The organism is Microbacterium telephonicum (genome assembly GCF_003651225.1).
Lineage (GTDB): Bacteria > Actinomycetota > Actinomycetes > Actinomycetales > Microbacteriaceae > Microbacterium > Microbacterium telephonicum.
On record NZ_RCDB01000003.1, the window covers coordinates 91755 to 112561 of the forward strand.

Annotated in this window: 26 protein-coding genes and 1 tRNA gene; 12 read left to right on the forward strand and 15 right to left on the reverse strand. The window is 70.4% G+C overall.

Annotated features, from left to right (window positions below):
- Positions 1-621: a hypothetical protein gene (locus C7474_RS09935; protein WP_121059588.1), complete on the reverse strand. Its 621-nt coding sequence runs from the start codon at positions 619-621 to the stop codon at positions 1-3.
- Between the two features lie 186 nt (positions 622-807).
- Between C7474_RS09935 and pstS the strand changes: the two genes are divergently transcribed.
- From pstS to C7474_RS09960, 5 genes are all read left to right on the forward strand, one after another.
- Positions 808-1905, forward strand: coding sequence for a phosphate ABC transporter substrate-binding protein PstS (pstS, locus tag C7474_RS09940; RefSeq protein WP_121059590.1), 1098 nt, complete (start codon positions 808-810; stop codon positions 1903-1905).
- Between the two features lie 106 nt (positions 1906-2011).
- A complete protein-coding gene (pstC, locus tag C7474_RS09945) occupies positions 2012-2968 on the forward strand; it encodes a phosphate ABC transporter permease subunit PstC (protein ID WP_121059592.1) in 957 nt (318 codons plus the stop codon).
- Positions 2968-4062: a phosphate ABC transporter permease PstA gene (pstA, locus tag C7474_RS09950; RefSeq protein ID WP_121059594.1), complete on the forward strand. Its 1095-nt coding sequence runs from the start codon at positions 2968-2970 to the stop codon at positions 4060-4062. The genes pstC and pstA overlap by 1 nt, the downstream gene beginning before the upstream one ends.
- A gap of 37 nt (positions 4063-4099) precedes the next feature.
- The gene (gene pstB, locus C7474_RS09955) at positions 4100-4879 is read left to right on the forward strand and encodes a phosphate ABC transporter ATP-binding protein PstB (RefSeq protein ID WP_121059596.1); all 780 of its coding nucleotides are present in this window, start codon (positions 4100-4102) and stop codon (positions 4877-4879) included.
- A 244-nt stretch (positions 4880-5123) separates the two neighbouring features.
- The gene (locus tag C7474_RS09960) at positions 5124-5960 is read left to right on the forward strand and encodes a hypothetical protein (RefSeq protein ID WP_121059598.1); all 837 of its coding nucleotides are present in this window, start codon (positions 5124-5126) and stop codon (positions 5958-5960) included.
- A gap of 118 nt (positions 5961-6078) precedes the next feature.
- Here C7474_RS09960 and C7474_RS09965 read toward each other — a convergent pair whose 3' ends face one another.
- A complete protein-coding gene (locus tag C7474_RS09965; RefSeq protein ID WP_121059599.1) occupies positions 6079-6963 on the reverse strand; it encodes an aminodeoxychorismate lyase in 885 nt (294 codons plus the stop codon).
- Between the two features lie 240 nt (positions 6964-7203).
- Here C7474_RS09965 and C7474_RS09970 point away from each other — a divergent pair, with 240 nt between their 5' ends.
- A complete protein-coding gene (locus C7474_RS09970; RefSeq protein ID WP_121059601.1) occupies positions 7204-7434 on the forward strand; it encodes a DUF1272 domain-containing protein in 231 nt (76 codons plus the stop codon).
- A 33-nt stretch (positions 7435-7467) separates the two neighbouring features.
- On the opposite strand, the gene C7474_RS09975 is transcribed toward C7474_RS09970, so the two are convergent.
- From C7474_RS09975 to sigK, 3 genes are read right to left on the reverse strand one after another with little or no spacing between them, the layout of a single operon-like run.
- Positions 7468-8106 carry a DNA-directed RNA polymerase subunit beta gene (locus C7474_RS09975; protein WP_121059603.1) on the reverse strand — a complete coding sequence of 213 codons (639 nt, stop codon included), beginning with the start codon at positions 8104-8106 and terminating at the stop codon, positions 7468-7470.
- Between the two features lie 38 nt (positions 8107-8144).
- Positions 8145-8993 (reverse strand): anti-sigma factor, encoded by an 849-nt coding sequence (locus tag C7474_RS09980; RefSeq protein WP_121059605.1) that lies wholly within the window; start codon positions 8991-8993, stop codon positions 8145-8147.
- Positions 8990-9577, reverse strand: a complete 588-nt coding sequence (sigK, locus tag C7474_RS09985) for an ECF RNA polymerase sigma factor SigK (protein WP_121059607.1) — start codon at positions 9575-9577, stop codon at positions 8990-8992. Before sigK ends, C7474_RS09980 begins: the two co-directional genes overlap by 4 nt.
- A gap of 118 nt (positions 9578-9695) precedes the next feature.
- Between sigK and C7474_RS09990 the strand changes: the two genes are divergently transcribed.
- Positions 9696-9768, forward strand: a tRNA-Lys gene (locus C7474_RS09990).
- A 68-nt stretch (positions 9769-9836) separates the two neighbouring features.
- Here C7474_RS09990 and C7474_RS09995 read toward each other — a convergent pair.
- Together C7474_RS09995 and C7474_RS15160 are read right to left on the reverse strand one after the other, a co-directional pair.
- A complete protein-coding gene (locus tag C7474_RS09995; RefSeq protein WP_121059609.1) occupies positions 9837-10388 on the reverse strand; it encodes a GNAT family N-acetyltransferase in 552 nt (183 codons plus the stop codon).
- A gap of 91 nt (positions 10389-10479) precedes the next feature.
- On the reverse strand, positions 10480-10620 hold the full coding sequence (locus tag C7474_RS15160) for an NUDIX hydrolase (RefSeq protein WP_199692470.1): 141 nt from the start codon (positions 10618-10620) through the stop codon (positions 10480-10482).
- Between C7474_RS15160 and C7474_RS10000 the strand changes: the two genes are divergently transcribed.
- From C7474_RS10000 to C7474_RS10010, 3 genes are all read left to right on the forward strand, one after another.
- Positions 10619-10864, forward strand: coding sequence for an AIM24 family protein (locus tag C7474_RS10000; RefSeq protein WP_241965203.1), 246 nt, complete (start codon positions 10619-10621; stop codon positions 10862-10864). The genes C7474_RS15160 and C7474_RS10000 overlap by 2 nt on opposite strands.
- Positions 10865-10990: 126 nt before the next feature.
- Positions 10991-11275, forward strand: a complete 285-nt coding sequence (locus C7474_RS10005; RefSeq protein ID WP_121059613.1) for a putative quinol monooxygenase — start codon at positions 10991-10993, stop codon at positions 11273-11275.
- Between the two features lie 218 nt (positions 11276-11493).
- Positions 11494-12273: a ScbR family autoregulator-binding transcription factor gene (locus tag C7474_RS10010; RefSeq protein WP_121059615.1), complete on the forward strand. Its 780-nt coding sequence runs from the start codon at positions 11494-11496 to the stop codon at positions 12271-12273.
- A 313-nt stretch (positions 12274-12586) separates the two neighbouring features.
- Here the strand turns inward: C7474_RS10010 and C7474_RS10015 are convergent, their stop codons facing one another.
- The 4 genes from C7474_RS10015 to C7474_RS10030 form a co-directional block, all read right to left on the reverse strand.
- Positions 12587-13267: an arginase family protein gene (locus tag C7474_RS10015; RefSeq protein WP_241965204.1), complete on the reverse strand. Its 681-nt coding sequence runs from the start codon at positions 13265-13267 to the stop codon at positions 12587-12589.
- A 46-nt stretch (positions 13268-13313) separates the two neighbouring features.
- Positions 13314-13595 (reverse strand): winged helix-turn-helix transcriptional regulator, encoded by a 282-nt coding sequence (locus C7474_RS10020; protein ID WP_121059617.1) that lies wholly within the window; start codon positions 13593-13595, stop codon positions 13314-13316.
- Positions 13592-13777 carry a VOC family protein gene (locus C7474_RS10025; RefSeq protein WP_121059619.1) on the reverse strand — a complete coding sequence of 62 codons (186 nt, stop codon included), beginning with the start codon at positions 13775-13777 and terminating at the stop codon, positions 13592-13594. Before C7474_RS10025 ends, C7474_RS10020 begins: the two co-directional genes overlap by 4 nt.
- Before the next feature lie 270 nt (positions 13778-14047).
- Positions 14048-14485, reverse strand: coding sequence for a GNAT family N-acetyltransferase (locus tag C7474_RS10030; RefSeq protein ID WP_121059621.1), 438 nt, complete (start codon positions 14483-14485; stop codon positions 14048-14050).
- A 77-nt stretch (positions 14486-14562) separates the two neighbouring features.
- On the opposite strand from C7474_RS10030, the gene C7474_RS10035 reads away from it, so the two are divergent.
- On the forward strand, positions 14563-14817 hold the full coding sequence (locus C7474_RS10035; protein WP_199692424.1) for a Rossmann-fold NAD(P)-binding domain-containing protein: 255 nt from the start codon (positions 14563-14565) through the stop codon (positions 14815-14817).
- A gap of 87 nt (positions 14818-14904) precedes the next feature.
- Here the strand turns inward: C7474_RS10035 and dinB are convergent, their stop codons facing one another.
- A complete protein-coding gene (gene dinB, locus C7474_RS10040; protein ID WP_121059623.1) occupies positions 14905-16101 on the reverse strand; it encodes a DNA polymerase IV in 1197 nt (398 codons plus the stop codon).
- Positions 16102-16190: 89 nt separating this feature from the next.
- Here dinB and C7474_RS10045 point away from each other — a divergent pair, with 89 nt between their 5' ends.
- Positions 16191-17105: a zinc-ribbon domain-containing protein gene (locus C7474_RS10045; RefSeq protein WP_121059625.1), complete on the forward strand. Its 915-nt coding sequence runs from the start codon at positions 16191-16193 to the stop codon at positions 17103-17105.
- Between the two features lie 125 nt (positions 17106-17230).
- Here the strand turns inward: C7474_RS10045 and C7474_RS10050 are convergent, their stop codons facing one another.
- The 3 genes from C7474_RS10050 to C7474_RS10060 are packed head-to-tail and all read right to left on the reverse strand — an operon-like array spanning position 17231 to position 20780.
- Positions 17231-17935 (reverse strand): DUF2510 domain-containing protein, encoded by a 705-nt coding sequence (locus tag C7474_RS10050; protein ID WP_121059627.1) that lies wholly within the window; start codon positions 17933-17935, stop codon positions 17231-17233.
- On the reverse strand, positions 17932-18516 hold the full coding sequence (locus C7474_RS10055) for an isochorismatase family protein (protein WP_121059629.1): 585 nt from the start codon (positions 18514-18516) through the stop codon (positions 17932-17934). The genes C7474_RS10050 and C7474_RS10055 overlap by 4 nt, the downstream gene beginning before the upstream one ends.
- The gene (locus tag C7474_RS10060; RefSeq protein ID WP_121059631.1) at positions 18513-20780 is read right to left on the reverse strand and encodes an MMPL family transporter; all 2268 of its coding nucleotides are present in this window, start codon (positions 20778-20780) and stop codon (positions 18513-18515) included. Before C7474_RS10060 ends, C7474_RS10055 begins: the two co-directional genes overlap by 4 nt.
- Positions 20781-20807 lie beyond the last annotated feature (27 nt).

Sequence of the window (20807 nt, forward strand, 5' to 3'; positions counted from 1 at the left end):
TCAGGAGAGCAGGTCGATCAGCTGCGCCTTCGACAGCCGCGAGTATGCGGTGCGCCCCTCGGCCTTCGCGCGGGCGCGCAGGTCGGCGACGGTGAGCGCGGAGAGGTCGACAGCGTCAGCCGCTTCGGGTTCGGGCGCGGGCTCCGGCTCGACGCCCTCCTCCGGCTCGGTGAGGGCCACGGCGAGCTCTTCGGCCGCGGCGGCCGACTCCAGTTCGGCGCGCGCGGCGGCCTTCTCTGCTTTGCGGGCCGCCTTCTTCAACGCCTTCGCCTCGGCCGCTCGGGCGGCGGCCTCCGCTTCGGCGCGGGCGGCATCCTCGGCGGCGCGCTTCGCCTCGGCACGAAGGCGCGACTTCCGCTCCGCCTTGGCGACGGCCTTCGCGACGGCGCGCTCCAGGCGGCGGGCGGCGCGTTCGGCCCGCGCGGCGACCTTCTTGGGCTTGGCCTTCAGCTTCTTCTTCGATACCTCGGCGGCGTCACGGGCGTCTTCGATGTAGTCGTCGAGATCGCTCGCGATCTTCTTGCCGAGGGTGCGGGCGGTCTTGGTGGCGCGGGCGGCGGCCGTCGCCGCGGCCGCGGTGGCCTCGCGGGCCGCGCGCTCGGCCTTCGTCTGCTTGCTCATGCCGCCGAGGGTAGTGCCCGCGGGTGAACGGTCCCGCCCTGTGTCCGCGCGAGTCGTTCACCTTCCGTTCACCGCCACAGCGCACTCTCGTAAGAGTCGGTGTCTACCGTCTCGGACGTGCCCTGCACCAGGGCCGTCCTCGCCCTGACCCGCAGGGCCTCACCTGACACCCGAAGGAATCACCCCGTGAAGCTTTCCCGTTTCGCCCAGATCGGCGCCCTCGGCGCCGTCGCCGCTCTCGCACTGGCCGGCTGCGCCGCCAACGAGGGCAACGCCGCCGCTCCCTCGGGTGACGCCTCCGCGTCGACCCTCGAGGGCACGCTCAACGCCACCGGCGCCTCGTCGCAGGATGCCGCGCAGCAGGCGTGGGTCGCGGCCTTCCAGATCGCCAACCCCGGCGTGACCATCAACTACCAGGCGACGGGTTCGGGCGTCGGCCGCGACAACTTCATCGCCGGCGGCCAGTCGTACATCGGCTCCGACCGCGCGTTCAACGAGGAGGAGATCGCCGCCGGCGGCTTCGCCTCCTGCACGAGCGACGCCATCGTCGAGGTCCCCGCGTACATCTCGCCCGTCGCCGTCATCTTCAACCTCGACGGCATCGACTCGCTGAACCTCGACGCCGCCACCATCGGCAAGATCTTCAACGGCGACATCACCACGTGGAACGACCCGGCCATCGCCGCCCTCAACGACGGCGTCGACCTGCCCGACACCGCCATCTCGCCGGTGCACCGCTCCGACCCTTCGGGCACGAGCGATATCTTCACCGGCTACCTCGAGTCGGTCGCGCCCGAGGCGTGGCCGCACGAGGCCTCGGACGAGTGGCCGCTGTCGTCGGGCGAGGCCGCGCAGGGCACCGCCGGTGTCGTCGCCGCCGTCAAGGGCGGCACGGGCACCATCGGCTACGCCGACGCCTCGCAGGCCGGCGACCTCGGCACCGCCGCGATCCAGGTCGGCGACGAGTTCGTGCCGTTCTCCTCGGAGGCCGCAGCCAAGCTCGTCGAGGCCTCGCCGCTGGTCGAGGGCCGCGGCGAGGGCGACCTCGTCTTCGACGTCGACCCCGCCGCCGCTCCCGCCGGCTCGTACCCGATCGCCCTGGTGAGCTACCTCATCGGCTGCGAGGCGTACGAGGACGAGGCCACCGCCGAGCTCGTGCGCGCCTACTTCGAGTTCGTCGTCTCGGCCGAGGGCCAGGACGTCGCCCACGAGGCCGCCGGCTCCGCCCCGCTCTCGGACACGCTCCGCGAGCAGATCAACGGCGCGATCGCCCTCATCGGCTGATCATTCCCGCACGCGGATGCCCCGGTCTCTTCCAGGCCGGGGCATCCGCCGGGAAACCACCCTCTCGCTGAGAACCCACTGACCCGGAACCAGGTTCGAGGAGAACATGACCACCGCCACACCGCCGGCACGACCGCAGACCATTCCGGCCAAGCGCCGCCTGGGCGATGCGGTGTTCTCCGGCACCGCGCTGGGCGCGGGCATCCTGATCCTGCTGATCCTCGTCGCCGTCACCGTCTTCCTCATCGCGCAGTCGATCCCCGCGCTGACCGAAGACCCCGCCGACAACTCGATCCTGCGCGGCCAGAGCTTCCTGGAGTACGTCGGGCCGCTCGTCTTCGGCACGATCTGGGCGGCCGCGCTCGCGCTCATCTTCGCCGCACCGCTGGCGATCGGCATCGCGCTGTTCATCTCGCACTACGCACCGCGCCGCATCGCGGCCGTGCTCGGCTACATCATCGACCTGCTCGCCGCCATCCCGTCGGTCGTCTTCGGCCTGTGGGGCGCGCTCGTGCTCGCCGGCTGGGTGCAGCCCTTCTACGTCTGGCTCACCCAGAACGTCGGCTGGTTCCCGCTGTTCTCCGGCGACGCCTCGGCCACCGGCCGCACGATCCTCACCGCGGCCATCGTGCTCGCCGTCATGATCCTCCCGATCATGACCGCCATCTGCCGCGAGGTCTTCCTGCAGACCCCGAAGCTCCACGAGGAGGCCGCGCTCGCCCTCGGGTCGACCCGCTGGGAGATGGTACGGATGTCGGTCTTCCCGTTCGCCCGCGGCGGCATGGTCTCCGCCGCGATGCTCGCCCTCGGTCGCGCCCTCGGCGAGACCATGGCCGTCACGATGGTGCTCTCGGCATCCGGCGTGGTCACCTTCCAGGTGCTCACCTCGACCAACCCGACGCCCATCCCCGCCAACATCGCCCTCAAGTTCGGCGAGGCCCACGGCACCGGCGTCAACGCGCTGATCGCGACCGGCCTTGTCCTGTTCATCGTCACCTTCGCCGTCAACGCGCTGGCCCGCTGGATCGTCAGCCGCCGCGCCGAGTTCTCGGGAGCCAACTGATGGCCACCACGACCACCGCGCCCGCGCCGGCCGCGCCGAAGACCTCCAACAGCCTCACCGCCGGTCAGCTCCCGAAGTGGCTGCCGTGGACGCTGCTCGGCATCGCCCTCGTGCTCTCGTGCGCCGTCTTCGCGATCCTCGCCGGCGGTGACGCCGCCGCCTTCAACATCGTCGCCGCGGTGCTGATCGCCGTCGTCCTGTTCTCCATCGGGCTCGTCGTGCTCTCCGCCGTCGTCGAGTCCCGGCGCCGCGCCGTCGACCGCCTCGCGACAGTGCTGGTGTCGATCGCGTTCACGATCGCCCTGCTGCCGCTGATCTCGCTGATGTACACCGTGATCCTCAACGGCATCGGCCGCTTCGACGCGTCCTTCTTCTCGTGGACGATGCGCAACGTCGTCGGCGAGGGCGGCGGCGCGCTGCACGCGATCTACGGCACGCTGCTGATCACGCTGCTCGCCGCCGTCATCTCGGTGCCGATCGGTCTGCTCACCTCGATCTACCTCGTCGAGTACGGCCGCGGCCGGCTCGCGAAGGCGATCACCTTCTTCGTCGACGTCATGACCGGCATCCCGTCGATCGTCGCCGGTCTGTTCATCGTCGCGCTGTTCTCGATGATCATCGGACCCGGAAAGTACATGGGCCTCATGGGCGCGCTGTCGCTCACGGTGCTCATGATCCCGGTCGTCGTCCGCTCCAGCGAGGAGATGCTGCGCCTGGTCCCCAACGAGCTGCGCGAAGCCTCGTACGCCCTCGGCGTGCCGAAGTGGCTCACGATCGCGAAGGTCGTGCTGCCCACCGCGATCGCCGGCATCACGACGGGCATCATGCTCGCCATCTCCCGCGTCATCGGCGAGACCGCGCCGCTGCTGCTGACCGCCGGGTTCACGACCTCGCTGAACCTCGACCTGACGAACCAGCCGATGATGACCCTCCCGGTCTTCGTCTACACGCAGTTCCAGAACCCGGGCACCAACATCGACGCCGCCCTCGGCCGCGCCTGGGCGGGCGCCCTGACACTGATCCTCATCGTCATGGTGCTCAACCTCGTCGCCCGTTTCATCGCGAAGAAGTTCGCCCCCAAGTTCGGCCGCTGACCCGGCGCCCCAGACAGAACCAGAGAGAAATCGACACGTGTCCAAGAGCATCGAAGTCAACGACCTCAACGTCTACTACGGCGACTTCCTCGCCGTCGAGGGTGTCGCCCTCGACATCCAGCCGCGCAGCGTCACCGCGTTCATCGGCCCGTCCGGCTGCGGCAAGTCCACGTTCCTGCGCACCCTCAACCGCATGCACGAGGTGATCCCCGGCGCCCGCGTCGAGGGTCAGGTGCTGCTCGACGGCGACGACCTGTACGGCCAGGGCGTCGACCCCGTGCTCGTGCGCCGCCAGGTGGGCATGGTCTTCCAGCGCCCCAACCCGTTCCCCACGATGTCGATCCGCGAGAACGTGCTGGCGGGCGTCAAGCTCAACAACAAGCGCATCTCCAAGAGCGACGCGGACGCGCTCGTCGAGAAGTCGCTGCAGGGCGCGAACCTGTGGAACGAGGTCAAGGACCGTCTCGACAAGCCCGGCTCGGGTCTGTCGGGCGGCCAGCAGCAGCGTCTGTGCATCGCGCGTGCGATCGCCGTCGCCCCCGACGTGCTGCTCATGGACGAGCCCTGCTCGGCCCTCGACCCGATCTCGACCTACGCGATCGAGGAGCTGATCGGCGAGCTCAAGAACGAGTACACGATCGTCATCGTGACCCACAACATGCAGCAGGCCTCGCGCGTGTCGGACAAGACGGCGTTCTTCAACATCGCCGGCACCGGCAAGCCCGGCAAGCTCATCGAGTACAACGACACCACGACGATCTTCACGACGCCGTCGGTGCAGGCCACCGAGGACTACGTCTCCGGCCGCTTCGGGTGACCACCCCGTCGCTCTGACACGCGGATGCCGCGGGCGCTGTGCTCGCGGCATCCGCGTTTGCGCAACTGCAAGGCCGCAGCCCGGACACGCCGTCCGAGCGGCCCGGAGCGGCGGCGCGTCCGGGCTGATGCCTTGCACTTCGGTCCCGTCCAACTGTTCCCCCCCGTGCCGCCGGTGGGGGTGACTGTCCCGGATCGGGCGAGGCGCGTCTCCGCGCGGACTCGCGGCCCTGCATCGTGGAGCGATGTGCGACGCCCTGGGCTCGATCCTCACGACCGCCGCGCTGGCCGCCGCCGGCTGCTCGGGCCGGCAGCTGCGCATCGACGTGGCCGCCGGCATCCTGATCCGCGCGCGGCGCGGTGTCTACACGACGCGGGGGACGTGTGCCGCGCTTCAGGACGTCGCCGCCCACGGCGGCCGGGCCGCGTGCATCACCGCCGCGCGACACCTCGGGCTGTGGGTGCTCTCCGACGACGCACGCACACACGTCTGGCTGCGCGACGGCCAGCGCACCTATCACTCCCGTGGTTCGTGCCGGTGCGTCGAGCACTGGGATGACGGCCCCGCCGGATCGCCCGCCGCGCTGCCGTCGGTGCCCCGCATCCTCGCGCAGATCTTCCGATGCTTCGATGCGGAGGAACTCTTCGTCGTCCTCGAGTCGGCGCTGCGGTCGGGACGCATCGACAGGGCGGGACTGCGGTGGCTGCGACAGCGCTCGAACGCCCGGATGCGGGAGGCGCTGGCGCATGCGCGAGCGGATGCCGACAGCGGGTTGGAGTCGCTGCTGCGGTGGCGCCTGCGACGGCATCGCCTGCGCGTGCGCACGCAGCGCCGAGTCGCGAGCGTCGGCGTCGTCGACGCGCTGATCGGTGACCGGCTCCTCGTCGAGACCGACGGGGTCGCCGGTCACGGCGATTCGCCCCATCGCCACAAGGATCTCGTGCGAGACGCGCACGCGGCCATGTGGGGGCTGTTCACCCTGCGCTTCGACTATGCGATGTTCGTGCACGACTGGGACCTCGTCGAGGCGGCGATCCTCGGCGCGTTGCGAGCTCTCGATGGCCTACCCGCTTCGCGCTGAGCGCGACATGCAAGGCCGTGCGCGCGACACGCCGTTGCCCGGGCTGATGCAGCGGCGTGTCGCCCACCATCCCTTGCAGTTGCGAGCGGCCGCCGAGCAGGTCCGCGCGCGCCGCGCGTCAGTCGCGCGGGCTCAGCAGGTACGCGTTCATCGCCGCCGTCAGATCCCGATCGACGGGCAGCGGGGCGCCGTCGACGGCGGTGACGGGGGCGGCGAGGCGCACGCTGGAGACGAGCCACGCGGCATCCGCGGTGGCGAGGTCGGATGCCGGGATCGTGTCGTAGCCGACCTCGTGGCCCTGCGCCTCGAGATGCTCGAACAGGCTCAGCTGGGTCGTCCCGTGCAGGATGCCGGCGTTCGGCGCGGGCGTCGTGAAGCGGTCGCCGCGGCGGAGAATGAGCGACGCGGTGGGTGCTTCGAGCACGTAGCCGTCGCTCGTCGTGAAGACGGCGTCGTCGGCGCCGCGCCGCTTGGCCTCGCGGATGGCGGCCATGTTCACGGCGTACGACAGCGTCTTTGCGCCCAGCAGCAGCCACGGCGCCTGCGCGGGCGTGTCGAGGCGGTAGCCGCGGTCGAGCGTGACCACGCGGATGCCGTCGGTGCGCGCCGCGGTGAAGTCGCCGGCGTCGGCCACGGTCACCCACGCGGTGGGGGTGGGCCCGTGCTCGACACCGCGACTGAGGATGAGCTTGATGACCGACTCCCCCGCGCCGGCGTGCGCGGCGGCACGGCCCACGGCCGCGCGCCATTGCGGCAGGTGCGGAGCGGGCAGGTCGCACAGCCGCGCCGAGTGCGCGAGGCGTTCGAGGTGGGCCGTGACCTCCTGCGCGTGGCCGTCCACGACGCCGATGGACTCGAAGATGCCGTCGCCGCGCTGGGTGCTGAGCTCCCCCACCGTCAGCGCGGGCGCCGAGGGATCGACCTCCGTGAACGTCGCGTCGAAGTCGGTGCGGGCGTCGTCGGATGCCGCGGGGTCGATCATGAGGGCAAAGCGCCAGGCCATGGCATCGAGCCTACGTCGGGAATGCCCGCCGCCGGGGCTCGGTTAGACTCTTACAGCCGGGCCGCAGCAAACCCCGGGCTCCATCTTCTGCCGCTTCGAGCGGCCTTGCGCCGAGAGGCGTTTCTGCGGTCCGGCACTTTCTTTCCCGCCCGGTCTCGCCTCGTGATGATGGCAGGCGGATGCCGTCGCGTGGCGCTCCCGCGTATGTCGCCGATCGGCGCCGGGGCGTAGCGTGCGAGCTTGCTCGAACTTCGCCCGAATTGCGAACGCTACGACCGCGATCTGCCCCCGCACGCCGAGGCCTACATCTGCTCCTTCGAGTGCACGTGGTGCGCGACCTGCGCGAAGGGCTTCGGCGCGGACGGATGCCCGAACTGCGGCGGCGACGTGCAACGGCGTCCGGGGCGTTCCGGCGACGCGTTGCGGCGGCATCCCGCCGGCACTCGGCGCGTGCTCGCCTCGACGTCGTGATCGGGGCCTTCGACCCCTCCCGACGCGCTCCGGTCAGGTGAGGGCGTCGCGGCGCCACAGCACCGCGGCGGCAGTGAGCTCCTCGGCGTAGGTCGCCAGGCGCAGGGCACGCGCGGTGAATCCACTCGCTCGCGCCGAGTCGACCGCATCCGCGTCGTCGGCGAGGTCGGCCGCCCCGGCCGCCTCCACCCGGCAGAAGGATGCGGCGCGGTCGAGAGCGACTCCGAAGTCGCCCGTGAACACTCCGCGCAGGATCGCGTCGGAGAGCGCGACGAGCTCATCGGGTCCCGCCGGCGTGGGTGCGCCCGCCACGACGTCGTCGGGAGAGGCGAGCGCGTGACGTCCCCGCTCGTACTGGAGGGCGGCGGTGCGCGCGTCGTCGTGCACCATCAGCTGCAGCAGGTAGATGCGCCACAACGCGCCCGGGAGCGAGCGCGCGGGCGAGCGCGACCAGAGCTCGGCGATGGTGTCGATGCCGTGCGCGTCGGTGAACCCGATCAGCCGGTCGACGACGCCGCCGGAGGGGTCGTCGCGCACGCGGGAGACGAGCGCGTTCGCGGTCGCGTGCGCGGCGCGGGACACCTCGGCGGGGTCGGTTCCGGAGTAGGCGCGGTCGAAGACCTCGCCGGGCCGGCGCACCGGCTTGTGGAACTCGCGGGAGTCGTCGCTCATCCGCTCCAGGCTACCCGCGACACCCGGGCACGGACGCGTCAGGTGGTGGTCGGGATGGCGACGATCGGGTCGCTCGTGGGTGCGCCGCTCGGCGATCCGCCGGCGGGTTCCACCGTGACGGCGACCACGTCGCCGGGCTGCATCGCTCCGCTCAGCTCGGTCGTCGTCCTCGCACCGGACGCCTCGAAGGTGCCGGCGGAAACCGGCGCGTCGCCGCGGACGAACCAGAGTTCGTAGGTCTGGTCGGCCGGCAGCGCCGCGAGGTCGTCCATGACCATCACGACCGAGCCGACGGACTCCGACCAGTGCAGCGTCGCGACCGTGCCGTCGCTGAGATCGGCGGAGGCGCTCTGCGCGTCGGGAGCCTCCTCGATGCGGTGCAGCGCCTGCACGTCGGCCGGCGTCTGCCACAGGTTCGAGAGCGCGCCCACCCCCCAGCCGAGGCCGACCAGCAGCACCATGGATGCGGCCAGTCCGAAGATCGCACGCGTCCAGTTGCGGCGCTGCACCGTCTGCATCATCTCGGTCGACGGTGCCGGCTCCGCGCTCGGCGGGGGCGCGTCGTTCTCGTCTGCGGGAGCGTCGTCGCGCGATACCGCAGCCGCCGCGATGTCTTCCGCAGCCGCTGCGGGAGTGTCGGGCGCCGCAGACGCCTCGGCCTCCGTCGGGTCGGCGATCTGCGCGAGCAGGCGTGCGCGCAGATCGCGCGGCGGGGCGAGTTCGGCGGGGACGTCCGCCAGAGACGCCGCCGTGGCGGCATCCGCCGACGCGATCGCCGCCCACTCCGGGTGCGCGTCGAGCGCATCGAGGAACGCACGCTCATCGGAGGGCGACAGCGCGTGCAGCGCGTGGCCCGCCGAGAGTTCGAGGAACTCGTCGAGGTTCACGATGTCACCCCCATCTCCGTGCGCAGACGCGACAGTCCGTCGCGCATCCGTGTCTTGATCGTCCCGAGCGGAGCGCCCACGAGAGCGGCGATCTCGCTCTGCGAGTAGCCACCGTAATACGAGAGGGTGAGGGCTTCCTGTTGCGGCTCAGGCAGCGCGGACAGCGCCCGCACCACCTTCTCCGCTTCGATCGCCGTCTCCACCCTCTCGTCCACTCTCTCGGACGGCGTGTTCAGCTCCCGCATCCCCGCCGCCACGTCGCGATCGGCCGCCGATTGCGACGACCGCACCCGATCCACGGCCCGACGATGCGCGATCGTCAGGATCCAGGATCGTCCCTGACCTTTGTTCGGAGCGAACGCCCCGGCGGATTGCCAGATCTCGAGGAAGACCTCCTGGAGCACTTCCTCGGCCTGTGCGCGGTTGACGATGACCCGCACGAGCAGGCCGAACACGCGCGGCGACAGCAGGTCGTAGAGGGCGGCGAAGGCGGCCTGGTCCCCGTCGGCGGTGCGCGCGAGCAGGGTGCCGACGGCGTCGATCGACGACCCGTCGTCGGGTACGTCCATGCCGTCGATGACCATCCCGTCAAGCATGCCCTATCGGGAGCGGATTCCCGCGACCGGACGAGAGCGGATGCGGATGCCACCCGCTCTCACCCGGAGCGGCCCGAGGCCGACGAGCCAGTAGGCTGGACGGTGAGGGCCTCTAGCTCAGTCGGTAGAGCATCGGACTTTTAATCCGCGGGTCGTGGGTTCGAGCCCCACGGGGCCCACCCTTCTATTCCGCCTCGATCCCCGGGAAACCACTGAGATCGCGGTCGCCGCGTGTGTCTCATCGTCGTCATAGGGTGTGCGGAGCGCTGCGATCCGACGCGTCGGATGCGGCGACCTGGAACTTGAAGCCCACGTGGGAGTCGACGAACCCGAGGCGGCGGTAGAAGCGGTGCGCGTCGGCTCGCGCAGCATCGGAGGTGAGTTGCACGAGGGAAGCACCCAGCTCGATCGCCGCCCGCTCGACTACCCAGCGCATCAGCGCTCCCCCGATGCCGGCGGAGCGCTGGTCACGCGCCACTCGTACCGCCTCGACCAGTAGCCGTGTGGTGCCACGACGGGACATCCCGGGAATCACCGTCAGCTGCAATGTTGCGACGATCGCCCCGGCGGGGTCGACGGCGACAATGAGCTCATTACTGGGATCACCGATGATTCGATCGAGCGCGGCTGCGTATGCCGGCTCGTCCTCTTCATTCGCGACATCGCCGCGGCCGGCGCTGATCGGATCGTCCGCCAAGAGCCGGATGAGTGCTCGAAGGTCATCACTTCGCGCCCGCCGGACGGCGACATCACCAGCCGCCGCGGCCACGGACTGGGGAAGAACCAAGCGATCGAGCACAGCCCATTCTCGCAACCCCGTGAGCTTGCGCCATGACGCACCCGCTCGGACAAGAATCGGCGCGTAAGAATCTCCCTGCTAGGAGTCCGCGTCAGTCGAAGCCGACGCTGGTGATGAGGTCTATCCGTCCGGCGCCGATGCCCTCGAGGACGACTCGTTCGTAGTCGGGGATGTCGGCGGGCAGATCGGAAAGGACGAACCACGCGATCCGTGCGCACTTGCGGGGCTCCATGATCTCTGGCTCACCGATCCAGTGGTGGGCGGTGAAGAACCAGCCGGATCGAGTGTTCGGGCGGCGCGAAACCGAACAGAAGCTCACCGGCAACGGCACCGCCTGGGTGCAGCTCGCCGGCGAGATCACCGAGTACGACCTGCCCGCCGGGCAGTCCCTGCTCATCCACCCCGGACACCTCGCCCTCTTCGACGCTTCGATGCAACTCGAGTTCACGTCTATCAAGGGCATCAAGAGCAGCTGATCGGCACACTGCATTTCACCGCCGATCCCGAGCCGCGGCACCGAACCGTCCCCGCGGCCTGAACGCGGAAGACGCGCCCTCCGCGCGCTGCTCTTCGCCGCCGTGCCAGGGGGCTAGCGTGGTGGGATGGGCGACGTCTTCCTCACGGGACTGCTGGTGTGCTCCACGAGAGAGGAGGCTGAGCTCGTGGAGCGGCTCCTCCCCGACCACGTGGCCCTCACCCGCGCGGAACCCGGCTGCGCGTCCTTCGAGGTGACGCGCCGACCGGACTCCCTGATGTGGGAGGTCCAGGAGCGCTTCAACAGCGAAGAGTCGTTCCGGGCTCACCAGTCGCGGGGCGCGCTGAGCGCGTGGGGACGCGAAACCGCAGGGATCGAGCGCCGCTACACCGTCACCGGCCTCACGAGCTGATCACCGAACCTCCGCGCGATGCACATCTCATCACGCTGCTACGGCCGATAGTCCTCCGGCCGGGAACGGGTCGCCGTGGGCGGGAAAACGAGGTCTCCGTTCATCTGCTCGGGTGGCTTCCCGACGGCGCCGATGAAGGCGACCGCCCGGAAGAGCGCCCGCCCGATCGCGCGGAGCACCTGCATCCCTCGTCGCCCTCGATCCTCCATGACACGAAGATGAGCCGTGACCCGGTCGAACCGCGGCTGAAGAGAATCGTCGGCACACCCCTCACGACCAGACCTCTCCGCGCGGGCAGTACGCTAACTGGCGGGGATGGAGAGCGAATGGTCCAACAGCAGCAGCGGGCGATCGAGACCAAGGAGCAGCTGCTCAGCGCGGCTGCGGAGGTGTTCGGCCGACAGGGCTACCGTGCGACGACGCTCAACGACATCCTGGGCTCGACAAACCTGACGCAGGGCGCCCTCTACTTCCACTTCAAGTCGAAGGTCGGCATCGCGGAGGAGATCCTCCGCCGTCAGCACGAACTGTCGAACGCGCTGGGCGCGTCGTTCCTGCAGTCCGGCGACGGCGGTCTCGTCAGCATTGTCCGGCTGTCCGGCGCGCTCGCCGCGCAGATCCTCACCGAACCGATCGTGCGCGCCGGCCTGCGCCTGGGCACGGAGTCCGCGGAAGACCTGCCCGGCGCCGCAGCTCCCTATCGGGACTGGATCGAGATGGCGCACGAACTGTTGCGCCGGGCCGACACCGAAGGCGACCTTCGTCCCGGCCTGAACCTGGAAGCAGCCGCAGAGCTGGTGATCTCGGCGTTCACCGGCACACAGTTCGTCTCGGCGGCCCTGTCGGGCAGTGCGGATCTGCTGGAGCGACTCGAGCGCCTGTGGCCGGTGCTGCTGGGGGGCATGGCCGGAGATCCGGGACATCCCGCGGTCGCCCGGGCATCCGAACTCGTCCGCGCGGGCGCGTCCACCGGGATGGACGCCGGAATCCCGAGTTGATGGCCGCCGCGATGCGGTGTCCAGGAGCTTGCAGCTTTACATAGTAGTTGCTACGTTTTGGGGAGCGTCCGCTCGATCGTCGCGCGCCGGGAGCCCGCCAGAGTTCCTACAGCGCGATCGCGGAGCAACGCCGATTCCGGGCGCTCGTCGCGGGGGCGCGGAGCGCGGGTCCTCGGAACACGACGGTCCCTCCCCGATGGCTTCCGGTGGAGGGACCGTCGACCACGCCCAACAGGGTTTTCTCCGCGGAGGCACGACGTCGAGCTGACCGCCCACCTCCTGACCCGCGGAATCGGGGGCAGTCGTCCGGGACTCACTTGCTGCTGCCGGCTCGTGCACCTGTGCCGAGAGCGGCCAATCCGTCCACCACGAGATCGCTGACCGTCGCTGCGTGACGTCCGTCGGGGTCGAGATCGGGGTCGAAGACGGTGACGGAGGCACCCACGGCACCCGGCGACAGGCACTGCAGCAGCGTGATCAGGCGCTCGAGGTCGCCCCCTCCCGGACTCGGGCTGTCGACGGCCGGCATGACGCGCGGATCCAACACATCGACATCGACCTGCACCCAGTAGTCCGGGCCCGCCACCCGCCGCGCGGCATCCGCAATGCCCGTCGCACCCGCACGGATCTCTGCCGACGTACGTCCTCGCCGCGACAGCGCCACGCCGATCCCGATGAGAACGCTGCAGTCGCCTCCGATGACCAACGGGGCGTGGCCCGACTCGAGCACATCCTGCCGTCGGTCGGCGAGCCGTCGTGCATGCCCGACGAGCTCGGTCTCGTTGCGGACACGACCGGACGGCCGCACCCCGTCGTCGTCGTCGACGTACCGCCCTGCGAGCACGACGCCCGCGTCGACGGCGCGCCGCTCGTGAAGCCGACGGTGGAGTCCCGCTTGCCGCAGCGCTTCCGGCGCCTTCCCCGCGCCGGGCATCCCTCCCGGCTGCGGAGGGCGGCGACCGAGGTTGCTCGGAACCGACAGCGGTGCGATCACGGCGACAGCCTGTCAGCGGCCACGGACATTCCCCGCTGCGCGCGGGTCAGCCGTCGGTCGCGGCCCGTCGGCTCAGCGCCTCGATCGCTGCACGCAGCGCCAGCCCCCGCACGGTCAGGGCGTAGGCGCGCGTGTTGTGATGTAGCGGGAGGCGTGCCAGCACGCCTGCGGCCTCCAGTTCGCGCAGCCGCGTGGCGAGGATGTTCGTCGGTACACCGAGGTCGGGGTGGAGGTCACCGTAGCGCTGCGGCCCATCGAGCAACCGCTCCACGATCAGCAGCGACCACCGGGCCCCGACCACCTCGAGGGCCGAAGCCAGCGCACTCACGCGGCGGGGTCGGGTTCCGGTTTCATCCAGAACGGGGAGTAGTGGTACCCGTCGGGGTCGTCGATGGCGAAGCACGACACGTTCTGATCCGACATCTCCGCGTTCAGCGACCACCCCAGCGCCCTGTAGAAGGCGGTGGCGCGTTCGACGCTCTGGACTGGGCAGGTGATGAACAGACTCATGGGCAGATGCCGGCAAAAGCAAGTGCCACGTCAAGGCTGCGGCGCTGCGTCGGTTAGCGTCTCGAGAGCGTCGAAGTCAAGCCTCGACGGAAATCCCGTTGCGCCGCATATCGTGGACCTCAGCCCGCCAGCCGGTTCGGGTCGGCCGCCGGGACAGGCTTCGGGTCGAGCACATCAGCCCGCTCCCCGAAGCCGCGGCGCCCCACCGCCCACCTGCTCGACCGCGGCACGATCATGGCCCGACCTCAGTTCGACGACGCGCCTGGGTCGTCACGCCTGAGGGCCGTAGCCCCGGCCCCACCGCAGCATCCAGGACTCCGGGGCGGTGAGCTGCTGGAAGCCGAACTGCTCGTACAGGCCGTGCGCGTCCGCCGTGAACAGCGCGATCCGTTTCAGGCCGAGCGGCTCGAGATCATCGACGATGCCCGCCATGATGCGCTTGCCGACCCCGCGGCCGCGCGCGCCGGGATCGACGAAGACATCCGCGATCCAGGCGAACGTCGCCGCGTCGGTGATCGCGCGCGCGTAGGCGAGCTGCCGACCGTCGCCCTCGTCGAACACGCCGTAGTTGCGCGATCCGGCCATCGCCGCCTCCTGCGCCTCGCGACTGCGCCCCCGGGCCCAATACGACTCCTCCGACAGCCAGCGGTGCACGCGCGCGACATCCATCGCGGCGGTGTCGGCGGAGAAGACGAGGTCGGATCCCATGCGACGATCCAACCACCGCGGCGGCCGCGGATCGGCGGTCCACGGCGACATCTGTGGACTGCCGCGGCCTCGACAGGATGAGCGTTGCATTGATCACGGGCGCGGCACGCGCCGACAGCATCGCTGCGGGGATCGTCCCGCGGTTGGCCGCTGACGGGTGGGATGTGGTCACGAGCGACCTCGACGGATGCGACTACGCCTGCGACCTGTCGACTCCGGAGGGACCGGGCGAGCTGGTTCGGCGGGTGATCGCCGACCGTGGACGGCTCGATGCGCTCGTGCTGTGCCATGCCCACGACGTCGAGTCGACGCCGGCACCCGCGATTCCCTGAGGGAGATGCATCCGCCGGCCGACTCGGCACGCCGCGCGACATCGCCGCACTGGTCTCGGCGCGCTACTGAGGCACCCGCACTCGCCGTCATTCGTGCTCCGGCAACTGCGGAGCCGACCACCCCGGATCCCGCCCGAGATGCGTCGCGCGTGCGAGCGCGTCGGCGCCGAATCGGTCGCGGACGGCGTCGAAGACCGTGTCGATCCGAGCCCCATCCCCCCAGTCGATGGGCAGCTCCTCCGGCACCTCCTCCCCTCGCGCCAGCTGGGCGAACGACAGGCCGATGAGCGTGATGCCGCGCGACTCGATCTCCGACCGCGCGGCGACCAGCAGCCCCCGCGCCGCCGCCAGCAGCACCGCTGTACGGTCGGTCGGCAGGCGGAGCGATCGCGATCTCGTCGCCCGCGAGAAGTCGCCGAACCGCAGCCGGAGCACGACAGTGCGGCATCCGCGCCCCCGATCGCGCAATCGCCGGGCGAGCCGGTCGACGATCTGTATGAGCATGACATCGAGCTCGGTCATCGAGCGCGGGCGCGAGCCGAGCGCCCGCTGCGAGCCGATCGATCCGCGCCGCGCCGTCGTGACGACGGGACGAGGGTCCCGCAGCCGCGCGAGGGCATGGAGGTGCGCTCCCGCCGCCCTGCCGAGCAGGCGCTCCGCCGAAGACGCCTCGAGCTCCGCAAGCTGACCGACCGTACGGATGCCGAGCCGGTGCAACTCCTCCGCCGTGACCGGGCCGACCCCCCACAGCCGCTCCACCGGCAGCGGCAGCAGGAAGTCCTCCTCGCCGTCCGGGTCGACGACCAGCAGCCCGTCGGGCTTGCTCACCGCGCTGGCGACCTTCGCCAGGAACTTCGTGCGCGCCACCCCCACCGAGATCGGAAGCCCGACTTCGGTGCGCACACGCTCGCGCAGCCGCGCTGCGATGAGTTCCGGTGAGCCGACCAGACGCCGCAGCCCGCCCACCTCGAGGAAGGCCTCGTCGATCGACAGACCTTCCACCAGCGGCGTCGTGTCGCGGAAGATCCCGAACACGGCGCGGCTGGCCTCGACGTACGCGTCCATCCGGGGCGGGACGACGACGGCATCCGGGCACACCTCACGAGCCTGCCGTCCGCCCATCGCCGTACGGACGCCTCGTGCTTTCGCCTCGTAGCTCGCCGCGAGCACGACTCCCCCGCCGACGATCACCGGCCGCCCTCGCAGCTCCGGAGCATCGCGCTGCTCGACCGACGCGTAGAATGCATCGAGGTCGGCGTGCAGCACTGTGGCTTCGTTTCTCATCCCCGCCTCGCATCGAATCTCTGTTCGACAGATGGTGGCAGCATCCTCGGACATCCGCGACGTCGGAGGCTCCTCGTAGCGTTCGACACGTGGCGGAACGCATCGAAGACTGGTGGGCGCGGCGGCGGTTCTCGCGCGATCGCGACATCCCCTACGACGTGGGGACCTACCGGGACGCCTGGCGCGCCTTCCCGATGCTCGTGCGCCAGTACCACCCGGAACTCAATGCGGGGATCGCCCTCTCGCAGATCCCGCCGGCGGCAGACGTGCTGCTGCTGTGGCAGTGCGAGGCCGGCCACCTCTTCGTGGCCACACCGACCGAGCAGCGGAGCCGGCCCGGTGGACGACGACGTCGCTCCGCGTGGTGCCCGGACTGCGCCGCGGGTGCCGTGCCGCCACGGATCGTCGCACGACCGCGTGCAGCTGTGGCGGCGGATGCGGCGGATGCGGCCGCTTCGCCGACCACTCGGAACCCGACGCTTCCGAGATCCGCGTCGAGCGGCGGCAACGCCGGAGCGCAACGATCCGGCGCGTCCCGTCGCCTCTGCGCGAAGACGCCTCACCTCGACACGGGCACCGCGTTCCACAGCGAATGCGCGCCGAGACCGGCGTCCGCGGCCGAGGACAGCCTCCGCGCCGCGGTCTTCGCCTCCCTCGCCGTCACGCCGGGGATGAACGCGGTGCGGGTGGCGCGGCCGTTCTTCGAGCACGTCGAGGTGTGGCCCGACATCCTGCTGCCCGAGCTCCGGGTTGCGGTCGAGTACGACACGACCGGCCGATTCGGGCTCGAGCACGTGGGGCCGCGTGAGGAGTCGGACCGGCGGAAGGACCGTCTGCTGCGGGAGGCGGGGTGGGAAGTGATCCGTCTGCGCGCGAGTCCGCTCCGGGCACTGGGCCCCCACGACGTCACGGAGGCGACGACGAGCAAGCGCACCGTCGCGCGGCTGCTGGATGCGCTCCGCGACATCCGAGGTCCGCTGATCGTGGACGCGTACGCGATGTGAGTACCGCCGGTGGTTGAGTAGCCGGCGCAGCCGGCGTATCGAAACCCGTGCACCCACCGCCGATGCCGGGCTCGGGGCGTTTCGACTCGTCGCTGCGCTCCTCGCTCAACGACCGGGAGAGCGGGTCAGTAGGACATGTACTGCATGTAGAGCATCATCTGGTTGAAGAAGTTGACGCTCCAGATGACGGTGATCACGATCGCGAGGACGACGCTGGCGATCCAGACCCACAGCACCGTCAGACCCTTGCCGGTCTCGCGCTTGACGACGACGGTGCGCCCGATGATGTAGACCGTGATCGACACCAGCAGGGCGAAGAACGAGTACGCCCAGTGGAACGGCCGCGCCACGCCGCGGCGCTTCAGCTCCCGCCAGTCGAGCCACGAGAACACGATCGACAGTGCGAGCATCGCGTAGCCGAACACGCTGATCAGCAGCGACTGGGCCACGAACCCGCCCATCGCACTCATCACCTCGGACTCCGAGTAGACCGGAGCCATCGAGGCGACCAGCATCCCGTTCCAGTCGATGAAGAAGACGCTCAGCACGGGAAGGAAGGAGACGAGGATCGCGAGGTACGCCCACACCGTGTCGGTCGACACCCCCGGCGCGGACGGACCCGTCGCCGCCGTCGCATACGCGGGGGCAGACGGGTAGGCCGGGTACCCGGCAGCGGACGACGCGCCGTACGCGGGAGCGGCCGGCGCGGCGGGGGCCGCGGGCGGCTGCCCTCCCGACACGTTCTCCGTCCACTGTGCGCCGTCCCACCAGCGGGTGCGCGACGGGTCGGCGGGGTCGGGGTACCAGCCGGCGGGGGTGGGCGTGCTCATCTGCTCTTACTCTCCTCGAGATCGGCGCCCGCGTGGGCGAGTTCGGCCAGGGCGGCCTCGCTCGTCTCGGGCGCCACGCCCGCGACGAGATCGGTCAGAATCCGCACGTGACGACCATGCTCCAGCGCGTCGAGCGCCGACGCCCGCACGCAGTAGTCGGTCGCGATACCGGTGATGTCGACGTCGACGACCCCGTGTGCGCTCAGCAGCTCGGCCACGGTGCGGCCGTCATCGGTCACACCCTCGAACAGCGAGTAGGCGGGAGCGCCCTGGCCCTTGCGCACGTGGTGGGTCACGGCGCTCGTGTCCAACCCGGGGTCGTAGTCGGCTCCGGGGGTCCCCGCCACGCAGTGCACGGGCCAGGTGTCGACGAAGTCGGGCTCGCCGGTGGCGAAGTGGCCGCCGTTGTCGCCGTCGCCGTCGTGCCAGTCGCGCGACGCGATGATCAGCGCGTAGTCGGCCGCATTCCGCTGGAGATATGCACTGATGGCGGACGCGACCGCGTCGCCCCCGTCCACGCCCAGTGCCCCGCCCTCGGTGAAGTCGTTCTGGACGTCGACGATGAACAATGCCGTGCTCATGTCTCGAGCGTAGCCCGGTACTCCGCTCTCGTGAGTCGATCGACGGGGATGTCCTCGTCCGCGGATGCCGGCGGCTCCGCATCCGCGCGGGCGAGACGCGACGGCCACCAGATCGCCCGGCCGATGTCGTAGGTGACAGCGGGAACGAGCAGCGAGCGCACCACGAACGTGTCCAGAAGCACGCCGAACGCGACGATGAACGCGAGCTGCGCGAGGAACAGGATCGGGATGACGCCGAGCGCGGCGAACGTCGCGGCCAGCACGAGCCCTGCCGAGGTGATCACCCCGCCGGTCGCGACGAGACCGCGCAGGATGCCGGGCCTCGTGCCGTGGACGCGCGACTCCTCGCGCACCCGCGACATCAGGAAGATGTTGTAGTCCACTCCGAGGGCGACGAGGAAGACGAAGCCGTACAGCGGCACCGCCGGATCTGCGCCCGGGAAGTCGAACACGTGGTTGAACACCAGCGCGCTCACGCCGAGCGCCGCCCCGAAGGACACGACGACGCTCAGGATGAGCAGGACGGGTGCGAGCACCGCGCGCAGCAGGAGCATGAGGATGATGAGGATGACGAGCAGGATCACCGGGATGATGACCGTGCGGTCGCGGATCGACGTGTCGTTCGTGTCCACGTCGAGGGCCGTCGAGCCGCCGACCAACGCATCGGGTACGGCATCCGCGTAGGCCGCCCGCAGGTCGCGGACGGTGTCCTCCGCCGCGATCGAATCCGCCGCATCCGTCAAGGTGCCCACGAGCATGACGTCGCCGTCCGAGACGGTCGGCTCGGGCGCCGGCGTGCCGGGCGGGCCCTGCGCCGTCACGACCGGCGCACCGTCCTCGAGCGCGATCGTCGCCTGCCCGGTCGGCGAGTCCGCCGACGCGATCGCGACGCTGTCGACCCCGTCGCTGTCGCCCAGCACGGTGAGGGCGTCGGCCAGCTCGTCTTCCGGGACGATGACGTACACCGGGCTCCCCGATCCGGCGGGGAAATGCTCGGCGAGCGCCGCCTGGCCGTCGCGGGCCTCGGAGGTACCGAGTACGAGGTCGCTGGCCGGAACGCCGTCGGCCTTCAACTGGAGCACCCCGACGCTCGCGGCCAGCAGCACGACGGTGCAGACGATCCACACCGTGCGCGCGCGCCGGGCGACGAATCGCGCCTGTCGCGCCCACAGCCCCTTCACCGGATGCGCGTCCATCGCCGTGGCCGGATCGGCGTCGAAGCGCTCCGGCAGCGCGACACCGGCATCCTTCGGGATGAACGGCCAGAACGCCGCGCGGCCGAACAGGGCCAGCAGCGCCGGAAGGAACGTCAGCGCGGACAGCACGGCGAACGCGATGCCGATCGAGGCGATGGGCCCGAGCGCGCGGTTGGAGGCGAGGTCGCTGAGCAGCAGACACAGCAGGCCGGCGATGACGGTGCCGCCCGAGGCGATGATCGGCTCGAACGCCCCCTTCCATGCGGTGACCGTCGCCTGCCAGCGCGACTGCCCCGATCCGACGGCCTCCCGGAATCTCGCCACGTACAGCAGGGCGTAGTCGGTCGCCGCCCCGATGACGAGGATGAACAAGATCCCCTGCACCTGCCCGTTGAGCAGGAAGATCCCCGCCTTGGCGAGCCACCACACCGTCAGCAGGGCGACGCACAGCGCGAAGACCGAGGTCAGCAGCACGAGGATCGGCAGCAGCGGTGACCGGTAGACGACGACGAGGATGACGAACACGGCGGCCAGCGCGGTGATCAGCAGGATGCCGTCGATGCCGAGGAAGCCCTTCACGAGGTCCGCGGTGAACCCGGCGGGACCCGTCACCCACGCTTCGAGACCGTCGCCGACGTCGGCCTGCACGACCGCGCGGACGTCGGCGACCACGTCACTCACCTCGCCGGTCGCGTCGATCGGCACGAAGATCTGCACGGCCTCGCCGTCCTCCGACGGGATCGGCGGCGACACCTCGCCCACGCCGTCCACGTCGGCCACGTCGTCGGCGAGGGTCTGCAGATCGGCCAGCTGCGTCTCAATGAGCGCGGAATCGGCCGTCACCACGACGACCGCCGGGATCGACTCGGTGCCGAGGAAGTCGCCGAGCCGTTCCTGCACCTGGGTGCCCTCGGCGCTCGAGGGCAGGAACGAGGACTGGTCGTTCGTCGCGACTTCGTCGATCTTGCCGAAGTAGGGCCCGCCGACCGACCCTCCGATGAGCCAGATCAGCACGAGGACGGCCGGAATGCCGATGCGCAGCCAGCGCGAAGGTCGAACGTTCGCCATATCGCTAGCTTATCTAGTAATTCGCTC

Coding starts and splice junctions, on each gene's coding strand:
- C7474_RS09935 (WP_121059588.1), bottom strand. CDS start 621: ATGAGCAAGCAGACGAAGGCCGAGCGCGCGGCCCGCGAGGCCACCGCG.
- pstC (WP_121059592.1), top strand. CDS start 2,012: ATGACCACCGCCACACCGCCGGCACGACCGCAGACCATTCCGGCCAAG.
- pstA (WP_121059594.1), top strand. CDS start 2,968: ATGGCCACCACGACCACCGCGCCCGCGCCGGCCGCGCCGAAGACCTCC.
- C7474_RS09960 (WP_121059598.1), top strand. CDS start 5,124: ATGTGCGACGCCCTGGGCTCGATCCTCACGACCGCCGCGCTGGCCGCC.
- C7474_RS09965 (WP_121059599.1), bottom strand. CDS start 6,963: ATGGCCTGGCGCTTTGCCCTCATGATCGACCCCGCGGCATCCGACGAC.
- C7474_RS09975 (WP_121059603.1), bottom strand. CDS start 8,106: ATGAGCGACGACTCCCGCGAGTTCCACAAGCCGGTGCGCCGGCCCGGC.
- sigK (WP_121059607.1), bottom strand. CDS start 9,577: ATGGTCATCGACGGCATGGACGTACCCGACGACGGGTCGTCGATCGAC.
- C7474_RS10000 (WP_241965203.1), top strand. CDS start 10,619: ATGATCTCTGGCTCACCGATCCAGTGGTGGGCGGTGAAGAACCAGCCG.
- C7474_RS15160 (WP_199692470.1), bottom strand. CDS start 10,620: ATGGAGCCCCGCAAGTGCGCACGGATCGCGTGGTTCGTCCTTTCCGAT.
- C7474_RS10005 (WP_121059613.1), top strand. CDS start 10,991: ATGGGCGACGTCTTCCTCACGGGACTGCTGGTGTGCTCCACGAGAGAG.
- C7474_RS10010 (WP_121059615.1), top strand. CDS start 11,494: ATGAGCCGTGACCCGGTCGAACCGCGGCTGAAGAGAATCGTCGGCACA.
- C7474_RS10025 (WP_121059619.1), bottom strand. CDS start 13,777: ATGAGTCTGTTCATCACCTGCCCAGTCCAGAGCGTCGAACGCGCCACC.
- C7474_RS10030 (WP_121059621.1), bottom strand. CDS start 14,485: ATGGGATCCGACCTCGTCTTCTCCGCCGACACCGCCGCGATGGATGTC.
- C7474_RS10035 (WP_199692424.1), top strand. CDS start 14,563: ATGAGCGTTGCATTGATCACGGGCGCGGCACGCGCCGACAGCATCGCT.
- dinB (WP_121059623.1), bottom strand. CDS start 16,101: ATGAGAAACGAAGCCACAGTGCTGCACGCCGACCTCGATGCATTCTAC.
- C7474_RS10050 (WP_121059627.1), bottom strand. CDS start 17,935: ATGAGCACGCCCACCCCCGCCGGCTGGTACCCCGACCCCGCCGACCCG.
- C7474_RS10055 (WP_121059629.1), bottom strand. CDS start 18,516: ATGAGCACGGCATTGTTCATCGTCGACGTCCAGAACGACTTCACCGAG.
- C7474_RS10060 (WP_121059631.1), bottom strand. CDS start 20,780: ATGGCGAACGTTCGACCTTCGCGCTGGCTGCGCATCGGCATTCCGGCC.